The 24511-nt window shown below is 65.4% G+C and carries 18 protein-coding genes; 4 read left to right on the top strand and 14 right to left on the bottom strand.

What is annotated here, in order from left to right; translation table 11 throughout:
- Nucleotides 1–56: 56 nt before the first annotated feature.
- The 4 genes from AC0ZT5_RS00090 to AC0ZT5_RS00075 all read right to left on the bottom strand — a co-directional run bounded on the left by AC0ZT5_RS00090 (nt 57) and on the right by AC0ZT5_RS00075 (nt 4765).
- A complete protein-coding gene (locus AC0ZT5_RS00090) occupies nt 57–1022 on the bottom strand; it encodes an ABC transporter permease (RefSeq protein ID WP_488494760.1) in 966 nt (321 codons plus the stop codon).
- 9 nt (nt 1023–1031) lie between these two features.
- Nucleotides 1032–2534: a sugar ABC transporter ATP-binding protein gene (locus tag AC0ZT5_RS00085; protein ID WP_488495256.1), complete on the bottom strand. Its 1503-nt coding sequence runs from the start codon at nt 2532–2534 to the stop codon at nt 1032–1034.
- A 5-nt stretch (nt 2535–2539) separates the two neighbouring features.
- Complete coding sequence (locus tag AC0ZT5_RS00080; RefSeq protein ID WP_488494759.1) at nt 2540–3580, bottom strand: ABC transporter permease; 1041 nt, start codon at nt 3578–3580, stop codon at nt 2540–2542.
- A 102-nt stretch (nt 3581–3682) separates the two neighbouring features.
- Nucleotides 3683–4765 (bottom strand): sugar ABC transporter substrate-binding protein, encoded by a 1083-nt coding sequence (locus AC0ZT5_RS00075; protein WP_488494758.1) that lies wholly within the window; start codon nt 4763–4765, stop codon nt 3683–3685.
- Between the two features lie 214 nt (nt 4766–4979).
- On the opposite strand from AC0ZT5_RS00075, the gene AC0ZT5_RS00070 reads away from it, so the two are divergent.
- Complete coding sequence (locus AC0ZT5_RS00070; protein WP_488494757.1) at nt 4980–6629, top strand: GMC family oxidoreductase; 1650 nt, start codon at nt 4980–4982, stop codon at nt 6627–6629.
- On the opposite strand, the gene AC0ZT5_RS00065 is transcribed toward AC0ZT5_RS00070, so the two are convergent.
- Nucleotides 6581–7426 (bottom strand): NAD-dependent epimerase/dehydratase family protein, encoded by an 846-nt coding sequence (locus AC0ZT5_RS00065; protein WP_488494756.1) that lies wholly within the window; start codon nt 7424–7426, stop codon nt 6581–6583. The two genes, AC0ZT5_RS00070 and AC0ZT5_RS00065, sit on opposite strands and share 49 nt — an antisense overlap.
- Nucleotides 7427–7569: 143 nt before the next feature.
- Between AC0ZT5_RS00065 and AC0ZT5_RS00060 the strand changes: the two genes are divergently transcribed.
- On the top strand, nt 7570–8301 hold the full coding sequence (locus tag AC0ZT5_RS00060; protein ID WP_488494755.1) for a FadR/GntR family transcriptional regulator: 732 nt from the start codon (nt 7570–7572) through the stop codon (nt 8299–8301).
- Between the two features lie 48 nt (nt 8302–8349).
- On the opposite strand, the gene kdgD is transcribed toward AC0ZT5_RS00060, so the two are convergent.
- The 4 genes from kdgD to AC0ZT5_RS00040 form a co-directional block, all read right to left on the bottom strand.
- On the bottom strand, nt 8350–9282 hold the full coding sequence (gene kdgD / locus AC0ZT5_RS00055; RefSeq protein ID WP_488494754.1) for a 5-dehydro-4-deoxyglucarate dehydratase: 933 nt from the start codon (nt 9280–9282) through the stop codon (nt 8350–8352).
- A 79-nt stretch (nt 9283–9361) separates the two neighbouring features.
- Nucleotides 9362–10189, bottom strand: coding sequence for an ATP-binding cassette domain-containing protein (locus AC0ZT5_RS00050; RefSeq protein ID WP_488494753.1), 828 nt, complete (start codon nt 10187–10189; stop codon nt 9362–9364).
- The gene (locus AC0ZT5_RS00045) at nt 10186–11259 is read right to left on the bottom strand and encodes an ABC transporter permease (RefSeq protein ID WP_488494752.1); all 1074 of its coding nucleotides are present in this window, start codon (nt 11257–11259) and stop codon (nt 10186–10188) included. Before AC0ZT5_RS00045 ends, AC0ZT5_RS00050 begins: the two co-directional genes overlap by 4 nt.
- A gap of 143 nt (nt 11260–11402) precedes the next feature.
- Nucleotides 11403–12494 (bottom strand): substrate-binding domain-containing protein, encoded by a 1092-nt coding sequence (locus AC0ZT5_RS00040; protein WP_488494751.1) that lies wholly within the window; start codon nt 12492–12494, stop codon nt 11403–11405.
- A 187-nt stretch (nt 12495–12681) separates the two neighbouring features.
- Here AC0ZT5_RS00040 and AC0ZT5_RS00035 point away from each other — a divergent pair, with 187 nt between their 5' ends.
- Nucleotides 12682–13710, top strand: coding sequence for an aldo/keto reductase (locus AC0ZT5_RS00035; RefSeq protein ID WP_488494750.1), 1029 nt, complete (start codon nt 12682–12684; stop codon nt 13708–13710).
- 110 nt (nt 13711–13820) lie between these two features.
- Here AC0ZT5_RS00035 and AC0ZT5_RS00030 read toward each other — a convergent pair whose 3' ends face one another.
- Nucleotides 13821–13976, bottom strand: a complete 156-nt coding sequence (locus AC0ZT5_RS00030) for a YjiS-like domain-containing protein (RefSeq protein WP_143748634.1) — start codon at nt 13974–13976, stop codon at nt 13821–13823.
- Nucleotides 13977–14211: 235 nt separating this feature from the next.
- On the opposite strand from AC0ZT5_RS00030, the gene AC0ZT5_RS00025 reads away from it, so the two are divergent.
- Nucleotides 14212–15081 (top strand): LysR family transcriptional regulator, encoded by an 870-nt coding sequence (locus tag AC0ZT5_RS00025; protein WP_488494749.1) that lies wholly within the window; start codon nt 14212–14214, stop codon nt 15079–15081.
- 40 nt (nt 15082–15121) lie between these two features.
- Here AC0ZT5_RS00025 and AC0ZT5_RS00020 read toward each other — a convergent pair whose 3' ends face one another.
- From AC0ZT5_RS00020 to AC0ZT5_RS00005, 4 genes are all read right to left on the bottom strand, one after another.
- The gene (locus tag AC0ZT5_RS00020; protein ID WP_488494748.1) at nt 15122–16855 is read right to left on the bottom strand and encodes a tetratricopeptide repeat protein; all 1734 of its coding nucleotides are present in this window, start codon (nt 16853–16855) and stop codon (nt 15122–15124) included.
- A 47-nt stretch (nt 16856–16902) separates the two neighbouring features.
- Nucleotides 16903–18315 carry an HlyD family type I secretion periplasmic adaptor subunit gene (locus AC0ZT5_RS00015; protein WP_488494747.1) on the bottom strand — a complete coding sequence of 471 codons (1413 nt, stop codon included), beginning with the start codon at nt 18313–18315 and terminating at the stop codon, nt 16903–16905.
- Between the two features lie 21 nt (nt 18316–18336).
- A complete protein-coding gene (locus AC0ZT5_RS00010; protein ID WP_488494746.1) occupies nt 18337–20643 on the bottom strand; it encodes a peptidase domain-containing ABC transporter in 2307 nt (768 codons plus the stop codon).
- Nucleotides 20644–20858: 215 nt separating this feature from the next.
- On the bottom strand, nt 20859–24511 hold a 3653-nt coding region (locus AC0ZT5_RS00005), incomplete at its 5' end, for a beta strand repeat-containing protein (RefSeq protein WP_488494745.1).

Below are 24511 nucleotides of genomic sequence, written 5' to 3'. Positions count from 1 at the left end.
TTTGATGCGACCCCGTCCGGTCCGCGCTTGCTTGGGAGGCGGTGCGGATGGATCTGTCACTTGATGACCGCGATCTTGCTGCGGTCTATGGTGATGGCGACGGCGGCGATGAGCACCGCGCCGAACACCATGTTTTCCAGGAAGATGTTGACGCCGACGAAGGTCATGCCGATGCGCACGATCGAGATGATGAGCGCGCCGACCGCCGTGCGGGCGACGCCGCCCAGCCCGCCGGTGATGGCGGTGCCGCCGACGATGACGGCGGCAATGGCCGGCAGCAGCAACTGGTTGGCGAGGACCGGCGAGCCGCTCGATAGCCTGGCTGCCAGCACGACGCCGGCGATTGCGGCCAGCATGCCGGAGGCGGCGAAGGCGATGATCTTGGTGCGGTCGACATTGATGCCCGCCGCCCAGGCGGCCGGCTCGCCGGCGCCGACGGCGATCGCCTGGCGGCCAAAGCGTGTGTAGCGGAGCGCCAGGAAGCTGGCGATGCCGATGACCGCCGAAATCAGCACCACAACCGGTAGCCCGGCGACCGTGGCGTTGATCCAGGCGGTGTTTTCGCGGCCGCCTTCCTCGATGGTGATGGCGCGGCCGTCGGACACCCACAGCGCGATGCCGGTGACCACGCCGCCGGTGGCGAGCGTCGCCACGAAAGACGGGACGCGCAGCTTGACATGGACGATGCCGCTCAAGGTGCCGAAGGCGAGCCCGGACAGGATCGCCACCGGGAAGGCGGCGAGACCAAGCGAGGGCAGCAACTGCGCCAGGATCACGCTGGCCAGCGAGGCGACCGCCTGGATCGACAGGTCGATGCCGCCAAGCAGGATGGCGAAGGTGACGCCGGTCGCCAGGATGAACAGCACGGCGGTGTTGGCGAACAGAAGCGCCACGGTCTCGCCGGTCAGAAAGCCGGGCGCGGCGATCTCGATGATCAAAAGCAGGGCGACAAGCAGGACCAGCGGAATGGCGCCTTGCGTCCACTTGCCTTCGAAGATGCGCCTGATGGAAACTTCATTCATCGGCTTGCCTCACACCATCGCCCGTAGCAACTCGACCTGGTTCGGCTTGTTGCCAGGGCTGGCGTCGAAACGCGCGGTGATCTCGCCGTCGCGCATCACCAGCACCTGGTGCGACAGGCCGATGGTCTCCTCCAGCGTGTCGGAAATCAAAAGGATCGCCACGCCTTGCGCGGAGAGATCGCGGACCAGTTCGTAGACCTCCTCCTTGGCGCCGACATCGAGGCCGCGCGTCGGATGGTCGAGCACGAGGATGCGCGAGCCCGCTGTCATCCAGCGCGCCAGCACCACCTTCTGCTGGTTGCCGCCGCTGAGCTTGCGGCAGGCGGCATCGGGGCCCGGCGCCTTGATGCGCAGCCGCTTGATCCAGTCGGCGGCGAGCCGGCGCTCCTTGCCATAGTCGATCGCACCATGGCGCATGACGCTCGATAAATCGGCCAGCGAAATGTTCTCCGCGATCGACAGGAACATCACCAGCCCCTCGAGCCTGCGCTCGCGCGGCACATAACCGATACCCCTGCGCACCGCGGGTTCCGGCGAGCCGAAACGCACTGCGTCGCCGGCGATTTTCATTTCTCCGGCATCGTGCTGGAGGAAGCCGCCGATGGTGCGCGTCACCTCCTCGCGGCCGGAGCCGACGACGCCGGCAATGCCGACGATCTCGCCGGCCCTGATCATGAGGTCGACGCCGTGATAGGCGCCGTTTGCCCCCAAGCCCTTTGCCTCGACCATGACCGTCTCGCGGGGCGCCTGCTGGCGGGCCTCGCGGTAATATTCCGCCTGCAGCCCGCGCCCGACCATGATCTCGTGCAGCTCCGGCGCGGTGACATCGGCGGCGCGATGCTCGGCGACGACCGCGCCGTCCTTCATCGTGTAAACGCGGTCGGAGATCGCAAGCACCTCGTCGAGACGGTGCGAGACGAAGACGAAGCTGGCGCGCGATTTGAGCGAGCGTACGCGCGCGAACAGCACCTCTATGTCGGCGGCGTTGAGCACCGAGGTCGGCTCGTCGAGTAGGATGAGCAGCTGCCGCTCGACCACTTCCTCAAGGGTCAGCGCCTTGGCCAGCTCGACCATCTGGCGCGCGGCGAAGGTGAGCTCGGAGGTGCGCGCGGTGACGTCGATGTCGATGCCGATCTTGGCCAACTGGCGGCGCGCCGCCGCGTTCATGGCGCGCCAGTTGACGATGCCGAAGCGGGTGAAGCGATCTTCCTCGCCGAGATAGATGTTTTCGGCGACCGTCAAATTGAGCACCAGCGACTGTTCCTGGAACACCATGCCGATGCCATGCCGGGCCGCGTCGCCCGGACTACGCATGCGCAGCTGGTCGCCGTCGAGGGTGAGGCTGCCGCCGTCCGGCCGGTAGCTGCCGGCCAGCACGCGCATCAGCGTCGACTTGCCGGCGCCGTTCTCGCCGATCAGCCCGACCACCTCGTTCGGCCGGACCTCGATCGAGACGTCGCGCAGGGCCTGGACGCCAGGGAAATTCTTGATGATGCCGGAAGCGCTCAGCATGGCGGTCACTTGACTATTCTGAGGCGGACGCGGTCGAGCGACAGCGCCACCGCGGCGATGATCATCAGGCCCTGCACCGTCTGCTGGATGTAGGGCGAAATGCCGAGCAGGATCATGCCGTTGGCGAGCACGGTGACGATCAGCACGCCGATCAGCGTGTTGACGACGCCGCCTTCGCCGCCGGTCAAGGCCGTGCCGCCGACGACGACGGCGGTGACCGCGGCAAACAGCCTGCCGTCGCCGATGACGGCGTGCGACTGGCCGAGCTGTGCGGCGGCAAGCACGCCTGATATGCCGAAGAAGAAACCGGCGAGCGCAAAGGCGGTGACGCGCACCCGCACCACATTGACGCCGGAGAGCTTGGCGACGTCCTCGTCACCGCCGATGGCCAGGATGTGGCGGCCGAGCTTGGTGTGATACTGGATGACGGCGGCGAGCAGGAACGCTCCGGTGGCGACCCACACCGCCAGCGGCAGGCCAAGAAAACGGGTCAGCGCCAGATCGCGGATCGAGGCGTCGTTGAGGCGGATCGCCGAACCGCCGAGCATATAGACCGACAGGCCCAGGCCGATGAACCACATGCCGAGCGTGGCCATGAAGGACGGGATGCGCAGCATGGTCTGGACGAGACCGCTGAAGAAACCCATGGCGGTGCCGCCGACGATCGCGGCCAGCACCGCCCACCAGCCATAGTCGTTGCCATTGCTGTCATTGGCGGCGAGCAGCACCACGACCATCGCCGAGACCGACAGCGTGCCCTCGACCGAGAGGTCGATGCTGCCCATCAGGATGATGAAGGTCAGCCCCATCGCCAGCGTCAGCGGCACGGCGGCGGAGTTGGCGAGGCGCACCAGGTTGCGCAGCTCGATGAAGTTCGGGTTGGCGATGGCGATCAGCACGCACAGCACGACCAGCACCGCCAGCGGCGCCAGGCTGCGCCAGCGCCTGCCGCCGAACACGGCGGCGATGCGGCCGGGGAGAAATGTCATAAGCGTCGTCCGCTCGATGTCCGAAACGGACTTCAGGGGTTCTGTATGGATTGTCAAGAAACCGCTTCCCGTCTGCTGATGACCATCGCCGGGCGGGTACGATGCACGACGAACGTAAAGGGGAGCGGGCCGCCAGGGAGCAGCAGCCCGCCCTGGCGGTCAGGTCCGGATGGCTCCGGTCACCCGACCCCAAAGATCGTTCCAGTCGATCTCCGGCTTGGCGTCGACATTGGTCTTGTAATATTCCTCGACATTGTCGTGCGAGATCAGCACCGCCTTGCCGTAGAACTCGCGATGTTCCGGCGGCTCCTTGACCGGGTCGAACTTGCCAATCTTGGCGTTGTAGCCGATGGCCAGCCCCATGCCGCCCTGCCAGAACGGATCCGAGGTGACGGTGCAGGCGAATTCGCCGGTGCGCACCGCGTCGACCGCCGTCTTGATGCCGTCGACGCCGACGATCGGCACCTTGCCGGCAAGGTTTTCGGCGCGCAGCGCCTCGAGCGCGCCTGAGCCCATGTCGTCATTGGCGGCCCAGATGCCCTTGATGTCGTCGCCGAAGCGGGTGAGCAGATTGCCCATCAGGTCGAAGGCTTCCGTCGATTTCCAGTTGGCGACCTGGAAGTCGAGCAGCTTGATGTCGGGATTGGCGGCAAGGGCTGCGTCGAGACCCTTCTTGCGCTCGATCGCCGCCGTGGTCGAGATCAGGCCGCCGAGGGCGACGATGCCGCCCTTGCCGCCGATGGTCTTGAACAGGATCTCGGCGATGGTCTTGCCGCTGGCGATGCCGTCGAACTCGATGTGGGAAACATAGTTCGGATTGAAGTCCTTGGGGTGCAGATCCGCCGGCTTGTTCCATTGCGTCACGACATAGGCGCCGGCCTTGGCGCAGGCCTCGACGATGGGGCGTGCATCAGGTGTGTCGTTGGGATCGGAATTGAGCACCATGTTGCCACCGGTCTTGGCAAGCATTGCCTTGATATCGGCGATGCCTTTCTCGCTGTTGCCTTCCGAAACCAGCGTGACGTGTTCGAGCCCGGCCCACTTGGCGTAGGCCTCGGCGCCGGTCTTCCACACCGCGTGGTAGGGGTTGGACAACGAGCGGATCGACGTCACCAATGTCGGCTTTTCCTGCGCCCGCAAAACTTTTGGCATGGCGAGCGCCGCCATTCCGACGGTGGCGCCCATCATCAGCGTCCGGCGGCTGACTGCGCCGGAAAGCGTTAAACCTGTCCTGTCCTTCATTTATCGAACCTCCCGATTGAATTCTGTTTCCCGCCCGGCGGCTTGCGCGGGGAGCGCGGCCGGGCCTCCGATCGACGGGTTGCCAAGTTCCTCCACTTGTACGACAACCCTTCAACACGGCAACCATACCCTTTCTCTTGACGCGGCACAAGGGACTTGAGATCGTCGCGCACATGAGGCTGCCGTAATCTGCGGCCGTGGCATCGGAGGAAAAATGCCGGATTACATCATCGTCGGCGGCGGCTCGGCCGGCTGCATTCTGGCTGCCCGGCTGAGCGAGGATCCGGACCTGTCCGTCATCCTGCTCGAGGCCGGGCCGGCCGACACCGATCGCTACATCCATCTGCCGGTCGGCTTCTTCAAGATGACGACCGGACCGCTGATCTGGGGCTATGACACGGCGCCCGGCAAGGCGATCGACGGCCGCACCATGGTCTATCCGCAGGCGCGCGTGCTCGGCGGCGGCTCCTCGATCAACGCGCAGGTGTTCACCCGCGGCTGCCCGCAGGATTACGACGGATGGGCTGCTGACGATGGCTGCGCGGGCTGGAGCTACGCCGACGTGCTGCCCTATTTCCGGCGCTCCGAGGGCAACGACACATTCGCCGGTCCGCAGCACGGCACCGATGGCCCGCTCGGCGTTTCCAGCGGCGCGCCGCATCCGCTGACGCGGGTCTTCGTCAAGGCGGCGCAGCAGGCGGGTCTTCCGTTCAGGGCCGATTTCAATGCCGGCCAGCAGGAAGGCACCGGATTCTACCAGACGACAACGCGTCAGGGGAAACGCAGCAGTACGGCGGTCGCCTATCTCAGGCCGGCGCTTGGCCGCAGGAACCTGACGCTGCGCACCGAGGTCATGGTCAGCCGCATCGTTGTCGAGAACGGGCGCGCCATCGGCGTCGAGATCATCGTCAACGGCAGTACCGAGCTGTTGCGCGCCGGGCGCGAGGTGATCGTCACCGCCGGCGCCATCGGTTCGCCCAAACTCTTGATGCTGTCCGGCATCGGCCCGGCCGCGCATCTCGGCACGCACGGCATCAAGGTGATCCACGACTTGAGCAGCGTCGGCCAGAACCTGCATGACCACATGGATGTCGATGTCGTCGCCGAACTCAACGGGCCGCACGGCATCGACCGCTACAAGAAGAAGCGCTGGCAGGCGGTCGCCGGCCTCGAATACGCGCTGTTCGGCAAGGGGCCGGTGGCGTCCAACATCGTCGAAGCGGGCGGCTTCTGGTGGGGCGACCGTGCGGAGAAGACGCCTGATATCCAGTTTCATTTCCTGCCCGGCGCCGGGGTCGAGGAAGGCATCGGCTCGGTTCCCGGCGGCAATGGCTGCACGCTGAATTCCTACCATGTCCGCCCCCGCTCGCGCGGCAGCGTCACGCTCAGATCGGCCGATCCGCGCGATCCGCCAATCATCGATCCCAACCCTTTCGCCGAACGCTACGACCTGGAGCGCGCCGTCGACGGCATCGAGATCAGCCGCGAGATCCTGTCTCAGCCGGCCTTTGCAAAATACATCAGCCGGGAGCATCTTCCGGGTGCGGCAACGAAGGGACGCGAGGCACTCGAAGCCTTCGCCCGCGAGCATGGCCGCAGCGCCTATCACCCGGTCGGCTCCTGCCGGATGGGCGGCGATGCGCAAAGCGTCGTCGATCCCGAGCTTTGCGTGCGCGGGCTTCAAGGCCTGCGCGTCTGCGACAGCTCGGTGATGCCACGCATCGTGTCGTCAAACACCAACGCCGCCGTCATCATGATTGCCGAAAAGGCAGCCGATATGATCGCCGGGCGGGGCCTGTTGCCGGTGCAGCCAGCTCATTCGTCCGGGAACATCGAGCGCGGCGGGAAGTCGGCGCGGCTATAGTCGACGACGATGAACTTGCCGCCCTGATATCGCTCCACGACCGGATTGTCCGTCACCTTGCCACGGACGCGCTCGGCCTGGCTGTCGGAACTGTCGAGCGGCGCCCAGCCGATCTTGTGGCGGGCATCGTGCCGCCAGAAGCCACGGCTGTTGTTGGACTGCCCCCAGATGACCGAGCAGTCGACATGCTCGGCCCCGGCGCAACGCTCGATCAGGCGGACAAAATCGTCATGCGATATCCAGGTCGACAGGATCCTTTCGTCCGGAACCTCCGGCAGCACCGAGCCGATGCGGATCAGCACGCTTTCGACCGCATGCTTGTCCCAATACAGCCGCGCCAGCATCTCGCCATAGGCCTTCGACAGGCCGTAGTAGCCATCGGGGCGCAACAGGCAATCCTGGTCGAGGATCTCTGTCCGCTCATAGAGGCCGACGGCGTGCACCGAGGAAGGGAACACCACGCGCGCCTTCTGGCTGCGCGCCGCTTCGTAGATGTGGAAGCTGCCGCGCAGGTTGGGGCCGAGCACCGTCTCGAAGGATTGTTCGGTGGATATGCCGCCGAAATGCAGGATCAGACCGCACCCCCGGGCGAGATCGTTCACCGCCTGCTGGTCCTCGAGATCGACAATGTCGAAACTTGCGTTGCGCGGCAGCGGGATCGGCAAGGGCACGACATCGGTGAGCCGCAAGGTCCAGCCGAGCGCCGCCAGCCTCGCCGAAAGCAGGCGTCCAATCGTGCCGGAGGCTCCGGTCAACAGCACCGCTCTGTCGGAGAGAGCCAATCCCTGTCCTTTCATGGTAGAGAAATCCGGGGACATGTTTGAGCCGGCCTGGCAAGGCGAATGGAGATTTGGCGCGCCGAGCGCCTCGTCAATGTCATCATATCACCATACAAATAATTGGTTGCCAAGAACAGCGGTTCGTTTATTGCTTGGTGGCGATGAAACGTTCCTTTGGCCTTCCCCCTCAGATCAGCCGCACGGCGCAGGTGGCCGACTGGTTTGCGCGCGAAATACGCGCCGGCCATCTGACCAGCGGCGAGAAATTGCCGACCGAGCAGGAACTGATCGCGCAATTCGGGGTCAGCCGCACGGTGATCCGCGAGGCCATGGCTTCGCTGCGCTCGGAAGGGCTGGTCGTCAGCCGTCAGGGTTCGGGCGTGTTCGTCGCCGACCACGAGGCCAACACCACATTCCGCATCGTCTCCGACGAGCTTCACTCGCTGACGGAAGTCCAGAACGTGCTGCAGCTGCGGCTCGCGGTGGAACTCGAAGCCGCCGGCATCGCCGCCGAGAAGCGCAGCGACGACGATCTTGCCCGCATGCGCGATTGTCTCGATGCCATCGATGCGTCGATCGCCGCCGGCGACAGCGCCATCGAGCCGGATTTTGCCTTTCACCGGGCGATCGCCTCGGCAACCGGCAATCCCTATTTCGAGCGCTTCATGCATTTTCTCGGACCGGTCATCATTCCGCGCCAGTCGATCCGCCCGCGGGCCGAGACGCCGGAGCAGCGGCGGCTCTATCTCGAGCAGGTCCAGATGGAGCACCGCCGCATCTATCAGGCCATCGAGCGGCAGAATGTCGAAGCCGCCCGCTTCACCTTGCGCGAACATCTGGAGGCGGGCCGCGAGCGCTATCGCCGCATGGTCGATGGCTCGGTCAGGTCGTAACACGGCGTCAAACCTGATCTTCGATCCGTTTGCGCGGCCCATCCGATCTCACGCCAACTCTCCGACGGGCATGCGGCAGGATTGCATGAGCGCCGCAAGCTGCCGTTCCTCATCCGCCGTGAGGTCAAGAAGCGGCAACCGGACCGGTCCACAGTCGATCCCCGCAATGCGAGCGCCGGCCTTGACGATCGAGACGGCATAGCCGGCGCGCCGGTTGCGGATGGCGAGATAGGGCAGGAAGAAGGAGCGGATGAGATCGCCGACCTCCGCAGTGCGCCCGGCGCGCAAGGCATTGAAGAAACGCAGCGCCATCTCGGGCGCGAAATTATAGATCGCCGACGAATAGGTGGTCATGCCTATTGCCGCGGCGGCACTGGCATGGACTTCGGCCGTCGGCATGCCGCCGATGAAGATCAGACGGTCGTCCATGCGGTGGCGCAAGGCGGTGAGAAGCTCGATATCGCCGACGCCGTCCTTGAGCCCGATCAGGTTCGGGCAGTCCTGCGCCAACCGGTCGAGGGTCTCGGGCGTCAGCACCGCATTGTCCCTGTTGTAGGCGATCACGCCGATGCCGACCGAGCGGCAGATGGCGGTCAGATGCCGGCGCAGGCCCTCCTGCTCGGACTTGACCAGATAGGGCGGCAGCACCAGCAGACCGTCGGCGCCATTGGCCTCCGCGGCCTTGGCGAACTCGACCGCCATATGCGTGCCGTAGCCGACGCCGGCCAGCAGCGGCAGGTGATCGGGAACTTCATCCGACGCCGCCCGCACGACGCGCTTGTACTCAGCGAGCGTCAGCGAGAAGAATTCGCCCGTGCCGCCGGCGGCGAAAAGTCCGCTTGCTCCGGCCGCCCCCTGTTGCGCGACATGGGCGCGATAGCCTGCTTCGTTGAAGGCGCCGGCATCGTCGAAAAAGGTCAGCGGAAAGGACAGCAGCCCGCGGCCAAGGGATTTGGTCAGCTCGGTGGGTGAGAACGTCAAAACGAATACTCCGTGTATGGGGCCGGCAAAAGGATGGTCGGGCCGGCCGAGATTTTTGCAGCCGCGGCGTTGGGTGGGCTCATATGATGCCCGGCCGGACTTCGGCCGCGGCGGCGTCGATTGCCTTGCGGCCGAGGCCCGACTTGACGATGCGGATCAATTCCTCCTCGCTGGTGTCGTCCGTGGACGCGTCCAGCGCGACCTCGCCCGAATGCAGGAAGTTGATGCGGTCGCAGACTTCGAAGATCTGGTTGTAGTTGTGGACGATCAGGATCACCGAGACCTGGCGTTGCTGGCGCAGGTTCTGGATCAGGCCCAGCACATGCGCGCTCTCGCGCACGCCGAGTGCCGCCAGCGGCTCGTCGAGGACCAGGATCTTGGGCGACGAATAGATCGAGCGGGCAACGGCGATGCACTGGCGCTGTCCGCCCGAGAGGAGGTCGACCGTGCTGTTGACGCTGGGGATCGAGATGCCCAGCGTGTCCAGATAGATTTGCGCCTGTTCGCGCATCTTCCGGTTGTCGAGCAGGTTCAATCCAAGGATGCGCTTGTGGTATTCGCGGCCGAGGAACATGTTGTGGAAGACGCTGAGGTCGCCGATCAGCGCCAGGTCCTGGTAGACGGTTTCGATGCCCTGGGCGCGCGCGTCGCGCGGCGAGGCGAAACGCACCTCCTTGCCTTGCGAGACGATGGTGCCGGTGTCGGGCTGGTGAAAGCCTGACAGGATCTTGATCAGCGTCGACTTGCCCGCGCCATTGTCGCCGACCAGGGCCAGAACCTCGCCCTGGCGCAGCTTGATCGAGACGTCGACAAGTGCGGTGACGGCGCCGAAGCTCTTGGAGATGTTTGACATTTCCAGCACCACGGGCGCGTCGGGCGCGAGCGGCGGAATGGTCTGCGTGTTCATAGGCGCCTCCTTGTGCGCAGCCGGTCGACCTGGATGCTCAGGATCATCGCCGCGATGATGGCGGCGCCCAGATAGATGTCGGAAACGGTGGCCTGGGCGCCGATCATCACCAGGCCGTTGTTGAGCGAGGCGACCACGAACGCGCCGATCAGCGCGCCGATGACGGTGCCTGAGCCACCCAGCAGCGAGGTGCCGCCGATGACCGCCGCCGCGATCGCCTGCAAGGTGAGAAACGGACTGCCGGCCTGCGGGTCGGCGGATGTGAACTGGGCGGTGTTGATGATGCCGGCGAACGCCGCGCAGCCGCCGGCGATCATGAAATTGTAGATCTTCATCCGGTCGGTGCGCACGCCGATCTCGCGGGCGCCGATGATGTTGCTGCCGGTGGCGATCGTGTGCAGGCCGAAGGTGGTGCGGTTGAGCGCCAGCGCCAGCGCCAGCACGATCAGCACGGCCCACAGGAACGGCGTGAACGCCGTCACGCCGTGCCAGGACAGGAGAGCATCCGACGGCTGGTAGAGGCTCTGCCCGAAGATCGCGTTGAAGGGCTGTTCGACCGGCGCCACGATCGGCTGGCTGTTGTAGATCGAGACGACGATGCCTTGCAGGAAGAACAGCATGCCGACCGTGGTGATCAGCGACGGCACGCGGAAACGCACCGTGATGATGCCGTTGATGGCGCCGACCAGCACACCGATCAGGACGCCGACGACGGCGCCGACGGCCAGCGGCACGCCCCAGGTGACCGACATCAGCGCCATGACATAGGGCGCGATCGAGAAGATCGCGCTCAGCGAAAGATCGATCTCGCCGGTGATCATCAGCATGACCTCGGCGGCGGCGATCAGGCCGAGCCGGCCGGTGTCGCGCAGCACGACGCTCATGAATTGCGGCGACAGGAATCCGCCATCGCTGCCGACCTGGAAATAGACGACCAGCACGATGGCGACGACGGCGATGCTGGCCTCGCGATAGCGGGAAAGCAGGATGAGCAGCCTTTCCGTCATCGTGTGCGGCGCCTTGACGCCAACGGCGTTCTTCCCGGCTTTTAAGGGGTCGATTGACAGCACTCTTGTCTTCCTGATTTCGAATTCTGGGCGAAGAAGCGGATCGGCGGCGAGCGAGACGGCTGCATGGCCGGCAGCCGCCCTGCCCTCGCCACGTCATCGGATAATGACGTGGCGAGGGCAGGCGTTTCGCTTGGCTGACTGCGTCAGGTCGGCTCGACGTCGCTGCGGCCTTCGAAGCGGGACTTGCCGACATAGGCGTCGACATTGTCCTTGGTCACATAGGCCTGGCTGGTGTCGCTGTTGGCCGGACCGACGAGACCGCCCGACAGCTTGTAGAGATACATCTGCTGGACCGGCAGGAAGCCCTGCAGATAGGCCTGCTGGTCGGTGGTGAAGTTGACGTCGCCGGACTTGATGAAATCCAGCGTCTGCGGGAACAGATCGAAGCCGGCCACGGCGCCGCCGGCTTTCACCAGGCCATATTTGTTGGAGATGAAACCGCAGGCGTAGGTGTCGGAACCGCCGGTGCCGAACATGCCCTTCACGTCCTTGTGGCTGAGATAGTAGCTTTCGACGCGCGAGATTTCCGTTGCCGGATCGGGCCCGGTGTTGACGACATCGTAAGTGACGCCGCTGCCGCTGTCCTTGATCGCCTGGATGTAGCCGTCGAGGCGCGGCTGCGTGTTGAGCGAGCCGGGAACGCCGATCGACAGCATGACGTGACCGCCCTTGGGGATCAGCTTCAGCCACTTCAGCGCCGAGTTGTAGCCGGACTGATAGAGCGGCTGGCCGACATAGGACAGCCGCTTGTTGGGGCTGCCGACCGGCACGTCGGCGTTGAAGGCGACAACCGGGATGCCGGCCTGCGCGGCCATGTCGGTGGCGGCGTCGAAGGCGGTCGGATCGACCAGGCAGACGGCAATGCCGTCCGATTTCTGCGCGATCGCGGTCTGCATGGCGCTGACCATTTCGGAGACGACGTTCTTCTGCGAACCCGTCCACTGGTAGCTGCATCCGAAGGCGGCGCAGGCGTCCTGGATGCCGTAGACGGTCGGCGTGAAGAACTGGTCGAGCGTCACGTGGCAGACAAAGTGGAACTTGTAGGGCTTCTTCGGCAGGCCGGCCGATGAATCCGCTGCTTTGGCGGCGCTGACGCCGCCGGCAAGACCCGTACCCGCCAGTCCGCTGGCAAGGCCGGCGGCACCGAGACCGAGCTTTCCGGCCAGTGCGAAAGCACTGCGCCGGCTGATGGTGGCATTCACCATCTCCATCTGTTTTTTCGTTTCGTCGTCCACTTGGTTCCTCCCTCTTCGTTTTGCGGGCTCGCCCACATTTGTCGTCTGGTTACATTGTTATATGACAACTTTTGTGTCAATGCTTTTTCGACACCGGATTCACGACGGCCTTTCGCGGCCCGAGCGCGGTACGGGAAGGCTGCCGCTTGATCGGCACGATGGACAGCAGGGATCACAGGAAGAGAAAATGGCTGGAATCGAATTCAGGGCTGTCGCGAAGAACGGCCTGAAGGTGACGACGATCGGGCTCGGCGGCACCGGGCTGGGCAACATGTATCGCGCCGTCGACACCGACGCCGCGGTCAAGACGGTGCACGCGGCCTATGACGATGGCATCCGTTATTTCGACACCGCGCCGGTCTATGGCTTTGGCGTCAGCGAGACCCGGCTTGGGCTGGCGATCAAGTCGCTGCCGCGCGCCGACATCGTCATCTCGTCGAAGATCGGCTACGACCTCGTGCCGATCCCGCCCGAGGACCTTCAGCCGGCGTTGTGGGACCAGCCCGGTTCCTTCCGCGCCGAGTTCGACTATTCGCGCGATGCCGTGATGCGTTCGCTCGAAGGAACGCTGAAGCGCCTCGACACCGACCATGTCGACATGGTCTCGATCCATGATCCGGACGAAGCCATTCATTTCGGCCCCGGCGAGGATCCCTATGCCAGAAGCCGTTTCAGGGAGGCCATGGACGGCGCCTACCCGGCGCTCGACGAGTTGCGTTCACAAGGCGTCATCAAGGCGGTCGGCGTCGGCATCAACCAATGGCAGATGCTGTCCGATTTCGTCGTGGCGGGTGCGTTCGACTATTTCCTGCTGGCCGGCCGCTACACCCTGCTCGAGCAGGAACCGCTGGCGACCCTGCTGCCGCTGTGCGAGCAGCGCGGCACCAGGATCATCATCGGCGGGCCCTACAATTCCGGTATCCTGGCCACCGGCGCTGTCAAGGGGGCAACCTTCAACACCAGGCTGGCACCGGAGCCTGTGCTCGAGCGCGTCCGCCGCATCGAGGCGATCTGCGCCCGCTATCATGTGTCGCTGCCGGCGGCCGCGCTTCAATTCCCCCTCGGGCACCCCATCGTGTCGAGCGTCATCCCGGGCGCGCGATCGGTCGAGGAGTTGAAACAGAACTTGGCCTATCTGCGCGAGGATATTCCGCCGGCTCTGTGGGCCGATCTCAAGCAGGCCCGGCTGATTGAAGCCGGCGCACCGGTACCTTGAGCGGCGCGTCCGATAGAGCGTTTCTGCGTCTAGCGTGAAACGGCGGAACCGCAATAGGCGCTCTCGGCGATATTCAGCACCGCATCGCCATGCATCCCGCCCCCATGATCTCAAAGACGCTGGCTGGCTTGGCGGGCGCGCTTGCGGATCTCCTGACGGGAAATGCCGGCATCCGCCAGCGTGCTGTCCGACACATGCCTCAAGCGCGCAAGCGTCTGGCGATAGGCCCGCCAGCGGGCGAAACGGCGTCGAAGTTCATCCAACATGATTGTCTCCTCTGGCGCGTGGATGGCCAGTGCGCATGGTTGGTCGAAAGCGCAAAGCATCCGTGCCAAGCGCGTGCGCGATCGAAGGGATTGCACTGGCTTGCTGGCCAGCCGAGGCGCTTGGTCAAGGTCCCGCAAGGCAGGATTGTCCAACGCCTCCAAGGCTTGCATACTTGCGTCTGATGCCCGCTTCGCGCTACAGCCAGGGTCGCAAGGAGTTTTTCATTTCTGCAAAATGGATATCGGCTGGGACGATCTGAGGTTGTTTCTCGACGTTGCGCGGCTGGGTGGCCTGAGCGCGGCGACGGGAACCACGCGGCTCAGCGCGGCCACCCTCGGACGACGCGTCACCGCGCTCGAAAAGCAGATCGGCGAACCGCTGTTCGTGCGCCAGCAGACCGGCTACCGGCTGACCCCGGTCGGTGAAGAACTGCTGCGGCGCGCCGAAGACGTCGAGGCGGCAATGCAGTCGCTGACCCGCTGGCGCGAAGGAAGCCTGCCCGACCGCATTGTCCGCGTCTCGGCCGGGCCATGGACCTCGGCCTTCGTTTCCGCCCATATCGGCGAGATCTGGACGGTCGATGACGGCATCAGGGTGGAACTCGTCACCACCACCGACCGGGTCGATATCGGACGCCGTGCCGCCGACATCGGCATCCGCAGCGAGCGCCCGACCGAACAGTGGCTGGCCGGCCGTCTAAGCGGCAAGGTCGCCCACGCCATTTATTCCGGACGCCACCTGATCAACGGCATCGCCGCCGGGCTGTTCGTCGGCGTCACCGGCGAAGGTGCAAACATTGCTTCGGCGCGCTGGCTGCAAGCCCACCACGGCGACCGCATCGCGGTGCGCGGCAACAACACCCATTCGGTGCGCGAACTGGTGGCCGCCGGCGCCGGCCTTTCGGTCTTCCCGTGCTTCGTCGGCGACAGCGATCCGCGGCTGGTTCGCGTCGCCCAGCCTATCCCCGAACTCGAAACCGACCAATGGATCGTCACCCATCACGAGGAGCGTCATTCCCCGCCGGTGCGAAAAGTCGCCGACCGGATCGCCAGCTTGATGCGGGCGCACCAGCCGCTGTTTCGCGGCGATATGCCGATCCGGTAGCCGCGTCGTTCGGCAACGTGCGGCGACCGCCGCACCGGCCTCAAGTCGACGCGAATTCGGAGAGTTCGTCGACGGCTTCCTGAACACCTTGTGCAGCCGCTCGCTCGAACCACAGGCGACCGGCTGCCGGGTCATGGTCCCCGGCAAGACCATTGGAGAGATAGCGCCCGAGCATGAGTTGGGCCTGGCCATGTCCCCGCTCGGCGGCGGCGGCGAACCATTTCTGCGCTGCCGCCGGGTCGAGTGACAGACCCTGGCCGCTCCCGTACAGGGCGCCGATCGCAAACATCGCCCCGACGTGATCGGCTGCGGCTGCCCGCTTGAACAACTGCGCCGCAGCCACGGGCAAGGATGCGCCGCCGCGCCCATTGAGGAGCATTTCGGCAAGCGCCACCTGCGCGTCGACCATGCCGGCGTTGGCCGCCCGCTCAAACCAAAGACGGGCCTGTTTCTGGTCGGCGGCCACGCCGCGCCCATCCTGAAGCATGCGCGCATACGCATATTGCGCCTCGGCCACGCCTTCGGCCGCGCGCCTCACCCATTGCGCCGCCTGCTCCTCGTCCTTTCGCACGCCGACGCCCTGGGCAAAGCAGAGCCCGAGGTTGAAGGCTGCAACCAGATCGCCCGAAGAGGCGGTCGCCTCGAACCATCCGGCAATGCTGGCGCGGTCGTCAGGCTCGCCTGCGCCTTCGAGGACCAGATTGGCGAAGTCGACCTGGGCTTCCTGATTTCCCGCATTTGCGGACGTGCGCAGCCAGCGCGCTCCCTCCTCGACGTCCTGGGCGACACCGTTTCCCGACAGATAGAGCGATGCCAAGGCGCGAGCGGCGGCCTGATGTCCTGCATCGGCCGCGCGTCGATACCACGTCGCGGCCTCCGCATAGTCCGGATGCGAACTCTTCACATAGCGATCGCCGAGACGGTAGGCTGCCTCGATGTTTCCCGCCAATGCGGCGCGCCGAAGCCACGCCTCGCCGGCCGCGATATCCTGACCCGCAAGCCCACCATCGATGAGCCCCAATCCCAACCGGAACTGGGCCGAAGGAAGGCCTTTCTCCGCGGCGAGTTGATACAGTCGCGCCGCTGCCGCTCGATCGACCGGCACGCCACGCCCATGCTCGGTCAGCACCCCAAGAAGGTAGATTGCGGTGGGCAGGCCGGCGTCGGCAGCGCGTCGAACCTCGGCGGCAATCTTGTCCGCCTGCCCAGGTTGCCTGCGCCGGGCGAGCGAAAGAGCAAGGCCCAGGCATCCCTCGGGGCAGCCGGCAGCCGCGGACTTCTCATACCAGCCATGCGCCGCATCGACGTCGCGCATCGCTTCGGGGCCTCTGCTGAGGATATAGCCGAGGATTGCCTGCCCGGTCGCGGAGCCGGCTTCGGCAGCTTTTTTCGCGAGACCGAGCGCTGGCGCGAATTGCGGCTGCCGCGAGGAATCCCGTTCGAACAGGCTCTCCGATCCGATGCGATTGCCGTCGGGCTCCTGTGTCGCCAGTCCAGCCACGTAAAGCGCGGCGAGAAGCGACTGCGCATCGGAGCTGCCGTGATCGGCCGCCCGCCGCAGCCAGCGCGCGCCTTCCGACCGGCTCGGCGGCACACCCAAACCTTCGAGATAGCAACGAGCGACCCGGTATTCGGCCTCGGTGATGCCGGCGCGTGCGGCAATTGCCATCAGCGGAAAGGCCTCTGAAGGCTTGCCACTGTCGGAAAGCTTTATCGCCCGGCGCAACACCAGCGCCGGCGGGGCAAGGGCAGTCAGCCGGTCAAGGATTGCCATCGATGCGAGAACTCATACCTCCGTTTGTCGCGGCACGGCACCCAAGCCTATGGCTCCCGCATCGCTTCCTGGCCTACGGGGAGCATGGCGCCGAGAATGTACTTGAGCACGGTGCGACGGCCGACCTTGACGTCGGCGGTCACCGGCATGCCGGGGCTGATCGTGAAACTGGCGGGCACGCCATGGAGGGCGACCTGGTCGATGGAAATCTGCGTGCGATAGAACAGGTCAGTGTCCGATGGCAGCATGGCCAAGGAGCTGTTCGGGTCGCGCGCTTGTTCGCGAGCCGAGAAGGAATCCGGGCTGACCGCGCGCACAGTGCCGTGAGCCAGGCCATATTGCGAATAAGGAAAGGTGTCGAACTTGATAGCCACGGGATCGCCGACGTGGACGAACCCACTGCTGCGACCGACAATGTTCGTCTCGATCTCCAGCACCGCGTCGTCCGGCACCAGCGTGATCAATCGGTCGCCGGACTGCAGGATCGAGCCGACGGAGACCTTGGCTACCGACTGGACGATGGCGTCCGCCTCGCTCTTCAGTTCGACCAACTGCTTGCGCAGCTTTGCCTTGTTGAGAAGCTCACGGGCGTCGGACATGCGCGATCCCGCCTCCGACAGGCCCTGCGAGACTTCCGCGCGCCAGCTCTGGATGTAGCCATCGCGGTCGGCGGACACCGTCGCCTGCTGTCGCTTGGCGGCTTCCGATGTCTGCAAGGCGTTGCCGAGCGCCCGGGACATTTCCGCCGAGTTGTCCTCGGCCAGAAGCGTGTTGAGGCGGCTCCCCACCTGTCTTGCTTCCAGTTGCTTGCGCATCTGTTCGATCGAGGCCGCGACGGCCAGCCGCTGGCGGTAGCCGTCAGCGTCGGACTGGGAACGCGAGATCACGGAACTGAGTTCATCGCTCTGCCGGTCGAAACTCGCCAGCTTGGCGTCGTAGACGGCTTTGCGGCGATCATAGATCGACGCCTGCAGGGTCCAGCTCGGGTCCAGGCCGTCATAGTTGAAGGGCTTGCCGTCGGCCTCCGCTTTCAACCGCGCCACTTCGGCCTCAAGCGTCGAAACCTGTGTCGCCAACGCGGTGAGGTCAGCCGAGGCGAAGGTCGCATCGAGGCGCGCAAGCGTTTGACCGGCTCGCACGCGCTGTCCTTCGCGTACCTCGATCGAGCGCACGATGGCTGTCTCAAGCGGCTGCACCACGATGTTTGGCGATTGCGAGACCACGAGCCCTCTGGTGGTGACGACCTGATCGACCGGTATGATCCCTGCAAGTGTTATCAGGGCGATGACCATGCTCAAGATGATGTAGACGATGCCGCGCGCCATTCGCGGAACAGGCGCATTGGCGATAGCCGTCGACGGCCACTGGAATTCCAGGATGGCGGGCATCGTCGGATCGCTCGGTTCTGTCCGGCGCCGGCGGGCGGGAAGGCTGGATTGGGTGATGCTGATGCTGCTCATGGGGCGCCCCGATGCCGATGCTCAAACAAGTCGCGGCGGCACGGCGGCCAGACGACCGTGACGGCTGTCGAGATGTCGGTTCTGCTGCAACCACAGCTGGCGGTAGAGCGCGCATCGTTCGAGCAGGGTCGCATGCGGCGCGACATCGAGGACCTTGCCCTGATCCATGACCAGGATCTGGTCGCACTCGGTCAGCGAGGAAAGCCGGTGCGAAACAATAATCATCGTGCGACCCTTGGCGATGCGCATGAGATTGGCGCTGACCACCGCCTCGCTCTCCGGGTCAAGCGCGCTGGTCGCCTCATCGAGGATCATGACGGTCGGATTGTGGATGAGAGCGCGCGCGATCGCCAGCCGCTGCTTTTGACCACCTGACAGGTTGGGCGAACCTTCCTCGATATAGGTGTCATAACCGTTCGGCATGCGTTCGATGAATTCTTCGGCGCCGGCAAGGTGAGCGGCTCGCATGGCATCCGAAAGGGTCAGACCGGGGCGCCCGGCGATGATGTTGTCACGGATCGACCCGCGGAAAAGGAAATTGTCCTGGAGGACCACGCCGAGCCCCTGGCGAAGGTGACGCAGGTTGATTTCCTTGAGGTCGACGCCATCCAGCTTGAGAAAACCGCTGTAATCTCGATTGATCCCCTGCAGCAGCCGCGCAATTGTCGATTTTCCTGAACCGCTGCGCCCGACGATGCCGAACATCGTCCCTGCCGGAATGTCGAAGCTGACCCGGTCGAGCGCTGGCGTCTTGGTGCCGATGTAGGAGAAGGTCAGGTCACGGAAACTGATCTCGCCAACGAGCTTCGGCCTTAGGCCGGTGGAATTCGAACTGCTTTCCAGGGGTCGGTTGAGGACGGATCCTGCTTCGCCGATTGCCGCCCCTACCTCCTCGAAGTCCTCGACCAGTCGAGCAAGACCGACGAGAGGCTGCGCGACGCGTTGGGCGATCATCATGAATGCGAACAGGCTGCCGATCATGTAGCCAGAGGTGTCGCTCATCGCGAGATAAGCGCCGATCAGCATGGTTCCGAGGACCATCACACGCTCGATTGGCGTGACAAGCGTCTGCGGCCAGTTGGCGAGTTGCCCGAAGGCAAGGCGGGCCCTGCCCGCGTCCGCCACCCGCTCGTCCCAAAGCGCCTTGCGTTGCGGTTCCAGACCGAGCGCCTTCACCGTCTTGATGCCGACGACGGTTTCGCCGAGCGCCGCCGACTTCCAGGTCTCCGCTTCGACCACCTGCTGGTAGCTGCGGCGCAGTGGTGCGAGAAAGGCGAAGATGATCAGCATGATCACGCCCGCGCAGGCAAGCACGATCCAGCCGAGCGTGGCGTTGATGTAGAACATCACCGGGATCAGCACGCAGAGCGTGATCAGATCGAGGAACGTGCTGAGGAGTTTCCCGGTCAGGAACTCGCGGATGCGATAGATCTGCGCGAGGTGGTACATCGTCTGGCCGGCTGGATGACGTTCGAAATAGTCAAGTGGCAGGCGCAGGAGCCGGCTGAAGACATGCAAGTTCAGTTTGGTGTCCAGCCGGGCGCCGACGACGTTGATGATCAGCCTTCGGGCGTGACCGAGGAGCGTCTCGTAAACGAACAGGACGGCGATTATGGCCGACAGGAGCACAAGGGTCGAAACGCTGTTGAACTGCAGCACCTTGTTGACCAGCGTCATGACGATGAGCGGCGGCAGAACGGTAAGGATGCTGAGCGTGAACGACGCGATACCGATGTCACGCATGGAACGGCTTTCTAACCGTACCAGGTCGATCAACCAGCGCAGCGTGAAAGGCGCATCGGCCGCGATGTAGGATCGCGCCGGACGCAACAACACCGCCTCACCCGTCCACACCTGCGACAGGCGCAACTCGTCGATGGCGATGGCTTCTTCATCGTCGGGCGCGCCCGCGCTCTTGAGGAAGACGACCTTCCGCTCCGGGCTGGCCCCGGTGAGCAGACCCGCGCCACCGTCATTGAACAGCAGGACGACCGGCCCCGTGTGCTCGAAGCGCAGGAGATGCGACCAGCGGATGCGAAGCGCGCGCGACCACATGCCGCCGTTCTGGGCCCATTGCGAGAGGTCGGTCGCGTTCGGAACCGTGCTTGGGCTCGCCGCCCTGAACTCGTTGGGGTCGAGTTCGACGCCATGATAGCGCGCGACCCGCAGCATCGCCTTGAGGCGCGGCTGGATCCGGTCGAACTCGGCGGGTCCGCCGGGAATCCTGCCCGTGCTCTCGCTGTCCGCCCTGCCCGTCGCAACTTCGGCTTCGGTGCCGGCGCGGATCGGGACCGGCTGGTTTTCGGCGTTCACAGGGACGTTCACCATGGACTTCTCATCCGGTACGCAGGGCGAGGTTCAACAATGCCCGGGCCGAGGCGTTTCAGCCGAGGTTTCCCGCAATGCCCCACTGTACTCCGAACTGATCGGCCGCGCGACTCTCATGCCACTCCTTGTCTTGAGATGATGAACGCGCGGATCCGCTCCCTCGCGAAATCCGCGCGCACGTTTTTCTGTCGGTCGTCTCTCTTCAAGGTTCTTGCTCACTCGTGCGGCTTCAAGAGGTCCTTCAGGGTCTTGGCGGTGTGGTCGTTGCTGACGAAGCCGGCGCCATGCTTTGTCTGATCCGAGCTGAGATCCGTGCTCGCCCCCGACGGCTTGTTCTGGTTCTGGCCAAATCCGCTGATCGTCTTGAGGACATTGAGCAGGTCAGTCGTCACGGATGTGGACGCCAGGCCGATCAGGTTGCGGAACGACGCATGGCTGCCGTGATCACTGTTGCCATGTGTCGAGCCCGACTGCAGGAATTTCGCAGCGTCCTTGAGCCCGAGCGACTCGAACGTGACCTTGCCAGCGTGACCGTTACCCGGCTTGCCATCGTGGTCATGCTTGTTGTGTCCCTTCGCTGAATTGCTGCTGTTCTTGTGGTCGTTGTCGTGGCCGTGGCCATTGCCATTGCCGTTGTTGCCATGATGGCCATGGTGACCATGCTGGTCGTACTTGTCATGATCACCGCCCCAACCGGTCGCACCAGTCGGACCAGGCGCACCTGTGGAACCGGTCGAGCCCGCCGCTCCGGTCGAGCCGGTTGCCCCGGTATGGCCGGTCGCACCCGTCGAACCCGTGGCGCCTGGATCTCCCGTTGCTCCAGTCGCGCCGGTTGCCCCGGTAGAGCCGGTTGCCCCGGTAGAGCCAGTCGCACCGGTAGAGCCTGTCGAGCCGGTATGGCCGGTCGCACCCGTCGAACCAGTGGCGCCGGTCGAGCCGGTTGCTCCGGTAGAGCCAGTCGCACCGGTAGAGCCTGTCGACCCGGTATGGCCAGTCGCACCCGTCGAACCCGTGGCTCCGGTCGAGCCGGTTGCACCGGTAGAGCCGGTATGACCAGTCGAACCCGTCGAACCTGTTGCTCCAGTCGCGCCGGTCGCACCGGTAGAGCCGGTATGGCCGGTCGCACCCGTCGAACCAGTGGCGCCGGTCGAGCCGGTTGCACCGGTAGAGCCGGTATGGCCGGTCGCACCCGTCGAACCAGTGGCGCCGGTCGAGCCGGTTGCACCGGTAGAGCCGGTATGACCAGTCGCACCCGTCGAACCAGTGGCGCCGGTCGCGCCGGTCGCACCGGTAGAGCCGGTATGACCAGTCGCACCCGTCGAACCTGTTGCTCCAGTCGCGCCGGTCGCACCGGTAGAGCCGGTATGGCCGGTCGCACCCGTCGAACCAGTGGCGCCGGTCGAGCCGGTTGCACCGGTAGAGCCGGTATGACCAGTCGCACCCGTCGAACCCGTGGCGCCGGTCGAGCCGGTTGCTCCGGTAGAGCCGGTATGACCAGTCGCACCGGTCGAACCAGTGGCGCCAGTGGAACCAGTATGACCCGTTGCTCCGGTTGCCCCGGTAGAGCCCGTCGCACCGGTAGAGCCTGTCGACCCGGTATGGCCAGTCGCACCCGTCGAACCCGTTGCTCCGGTCGAGCCGGTTGCACCGGTCGAGCCGGTATGGCCGGTCGCGCCCGTCGCGCCGGTTGCACCGGTCGAACCGGTGGCGCCAGTCGAACCCGTTGTACCAGTGTCGCCAGTTGCGCCGGTCGCACCAGTCGAGCCGGTTGCTCCAGTCGAGCCGATCGAGCCCGTCGCTCCAGTCGAGCCGGTATCGCCAGTGGAACCCGTATCGCCGGTTGCTCCGGTTGAACCCGTAGAGCCCGTCGCGCCGGTATCACCAGTTGTGCCGGTGGCTCCGGTTGCACCGGTCGAGCCAGTAGCTCCGGTATCGCCGGTCGCACCAGTCGAGCCGGTGGCCCCGGTCGAGCCGGTCGAACCCGTTGCACCAGTGTCGCCAGTCGCACCTGTCGAGCCAGTTGCGCCGGTCGAGCCTGTCGCTCCGGTCGAGCCGGTATCGCCAGTCGCACCAGTCGAGCCAGTGGCACCCGTCGAGCCGGTTGCGCCGGTCGAACCAGTCGAGCCAGTCGCTCCGGTATCGCCAGTTGCCCCAGTTGAGCCCGTGGCGCCCGTATCGCCGGTCGCGCCAGTCGAACCCGTAGCTCCGGTATCGCCGGTGGCGCCTGTTGAACCCGTGGCACCGGTCGAACCCGTTGCGCCAGTGTCGCCAGTCGCACCTGTCGAGCCGGTTGCGCCGGTCGAACCAGTCGAGCCGGTTGCTCCAGTCGAGCCGGTCGAGCCCGTCGCTCCGGTCGAGCCGGTATCGCCAGTGGAACCCGTATCGCCGGTCGCACCTGTGGCTCCGGTTGCCCCAGTCGAGCCGGTCGAGCCCGTCGCACCAGTCGAGCCGGTATCGCCAGTGGAACCCGTATCGCCGGTCGCACCTGTGGCTCCGGTTGCCCCAGTCGAACCCGTGGCACCTGTAGAGCCAGTTGCTCCAGTCGAGCCAGTCGCTCCGGTATCGCCGGTTGCACCGGTCGAGCCAGTAGCTCCGGTATCGCCGGTCGCACCTGTGGCGCCGGTTGCTCCAGTCGAACCTGTGGCTCCAGTATCGCCAGTGGCGCCGGTCGAGCCAGTCGCCCCGGTCGAGCCGGTCGAACCCGTTGCACCAGTGTCGCCAGTCGCACCTGTGGCTCCGGTTGCCCCAGTCGAACCGGTGGCTCCGGTCGAGCCGGTTGCTCCAGTCGAGCCGGTCGAGCCCGTCGCTCCGGTCGAGCCGGTATCGCCAGTGGAACCCGTATCGCCGGTCGCACCTGTGGCTCCGGTTGCCCCAGTCGAACCAGTGGCACCGGTGGAGCCCGTCGCGCCGGTATCACCAGTTGCGCCGGTGGAACCCGTAGCACCTGTGGCTCCGGTTGCACCGGTCGAGCCAGTAGCTCCGGTATTGCCGGTCGCACCTGTGGCTCCAGTTGCCCCAGTCGAACCCGTGGCACCTGTAGAGCCAGTTGCTCCGGTCGAGCCAGTCGCTCCGGTATCGCCGGTCGCACCTGTGGCGCCGGTTGCTCCAGTCGAACCTGTGGCTCCAGTATCGCCAGTGGCGCCGGTCGAGCCAGTCGCTCCGGTCGAGCCGGTATCGCCAGTCGCACCAGTCGAGCCAGTGGCACCCGTCGAGCCGGTTGCGCCGGTCGAACCAGTCGAGCCAGTCGCTCCGGTATCGCCAGTTGCCCCAGTTGAGCCCGTAGCGCCCGTATCGCCGGTCGCACCTGTGGCGCCCGTTGCTCCGGTATCGCCAGTTGCTCCGGTTGAACCCGTGGCGCCCGTATCGCCGGTCGCGCCTGTGGCTCCGGTTGAACCGGTCGAGCCAGTCGCTCCCGTATCGCCAGTGGCGCCTGTCGAACCCGTGGCGCCCGTGTCGCCGGTCGCGCCAGTGGAACCCGTGGCACCGGTAGAGCCGGTCGAACCTGTGGCTCCAGTATCGCCAGTGGCGCCGGTCGAACCCGTGGCGCCCGTATCGCCGGTCGCGCCTGTGGCTCCGGTTGCTCCGGTCGAGCCAGTGGCTCCCGTATCGCCAGTGGCGCCGGTCGAACCCGTCGCGCCGGTATCGCCGGTCGCACCTGTGGCTCCGGTTGCTCCAGTCGAACCTGTGGCGCCCGTGTCGCCGGTGGAACCCGTGGCACCGGTATCGCCGGTCGCACCTGTGGCTCCGGTTGCTCCGGTCGAGCCAGTAGCTCCCGTATCGCCAGTGGCGCCTGTCGAACCTGTGGCGCCGGTATCGCCGGTCGCACCTGTGGCTCCGGTCGAACCTGTGGCTCCCGTGTCGCCGGTCG

Source organism: Mesorhizobium sp. CNPSo 4670, from assembly GCF_057784235.1.
Note: the sequence above shows the minus strand (reverse complement) of the source record. Positions and strands in the feature narration are given on the sequence as shown.

Excerpts from the sequence above, each read along its gene's own strand:
- AC0ZT5_RS00090 (WP_488494760.1), bottom strand. The coding sequence starts at position 1,022 with ATGAATGAAGTTTCCATCAGGCGCATCTTCGAAGGCAAGTGGACGCAA.
- AC0ZT5_RS00025 (WP_488494749.1), top strand. The coding sequence starts at position 14,212 with ATGGATATCGGCTGGGACGATCTGAGGTTGTTTCTCGACGTTGCGCGG.
- AC0ZT5_RS00075 (WP_488494758.1), bottom strand. The coding sequence starts at position 4,765 with ATGAAGGACAGGACAGGTTTAACGCTTTCCGGCGCAGTCAGCCGCCGG.
- AC0ZT5_RS00085 (WP_488495256.1), bottom strand. The coding sequence starts at position 2,534 with ATGCTGAGCGCTTCCGGCATCATCAAGAATTTCCCTGGCGTCCAGGCC.
- AC0ZT5_RS00050 (WP_488494753.1), bottom strand. The coding sequence starts at position 10,189 with ATGAACACGCAGACCATTCCGCCGCTCGCGCCCGACGCGCCCGTGGTG.
- AC0ZT5_RS00020 (WP_488494748.1), bottom strand. The coding sequence starts at position 16,855 with ATGGCAATCCTTGACCGGCTGACTGCCCTTGCCCCGCCGGCGCTGGTG.
- AC0ZT5_RS00060 (WP_488494755.1), top strand. The coding sequence starts at position 7,570 with ATGAAACGTTCCTTTGGCCTTCCCCCTCAGATCAGCCGCACGGCGCAG.
- AC0ZT5_RS00030 (WP_143748634.1), bottom strand. The coding sequence starts at position 13,976 with ATGTTGGATGAACTTCGACGCCGTTTCGCCCGCTGGCGGGCCTATCGC.
- AC0ZT5_RS00070 (WP_488494757.1), top strand. The coding sequence starts at position 4,980 with ATGCCGGATTACATCATCGTCGGCGGCGGCTCGGCCGGCTGCATTCTG.
- AC0ZT5_RS00010 (WP_488494746.1), bottom strand. The coding sequence starts at position 20,643 with ATGGTGAACGTCCCTGTGAACGCCGAAAACCAGCCGGTCCCGATCCGC.
- AC0ZT5_RS00065 (WP_488494756.1), bottom strand. The coding sequence starts at position 7,426 with ATGAAAGGACAGGGATTGGCTCTCTCCGACAGAGCGGTGCTGTTGACC.
- AC0ZT5_RS00035 (WP_488494750.1), top strand. The coding sequence starts at position 12,682 with ATGGCTGGAATCGAATTCAGGGCTGTCGCGAAGAACGGCCTGAAGGTG.
- AC0ZT5_RS00015 (WP_488494747.1), bottom strand. The coding sequence starts at position 18,315 with ATGAGCAGCATCAGCATCACCCAATCCAGCCTTCCCGCCCGCCGGCGC.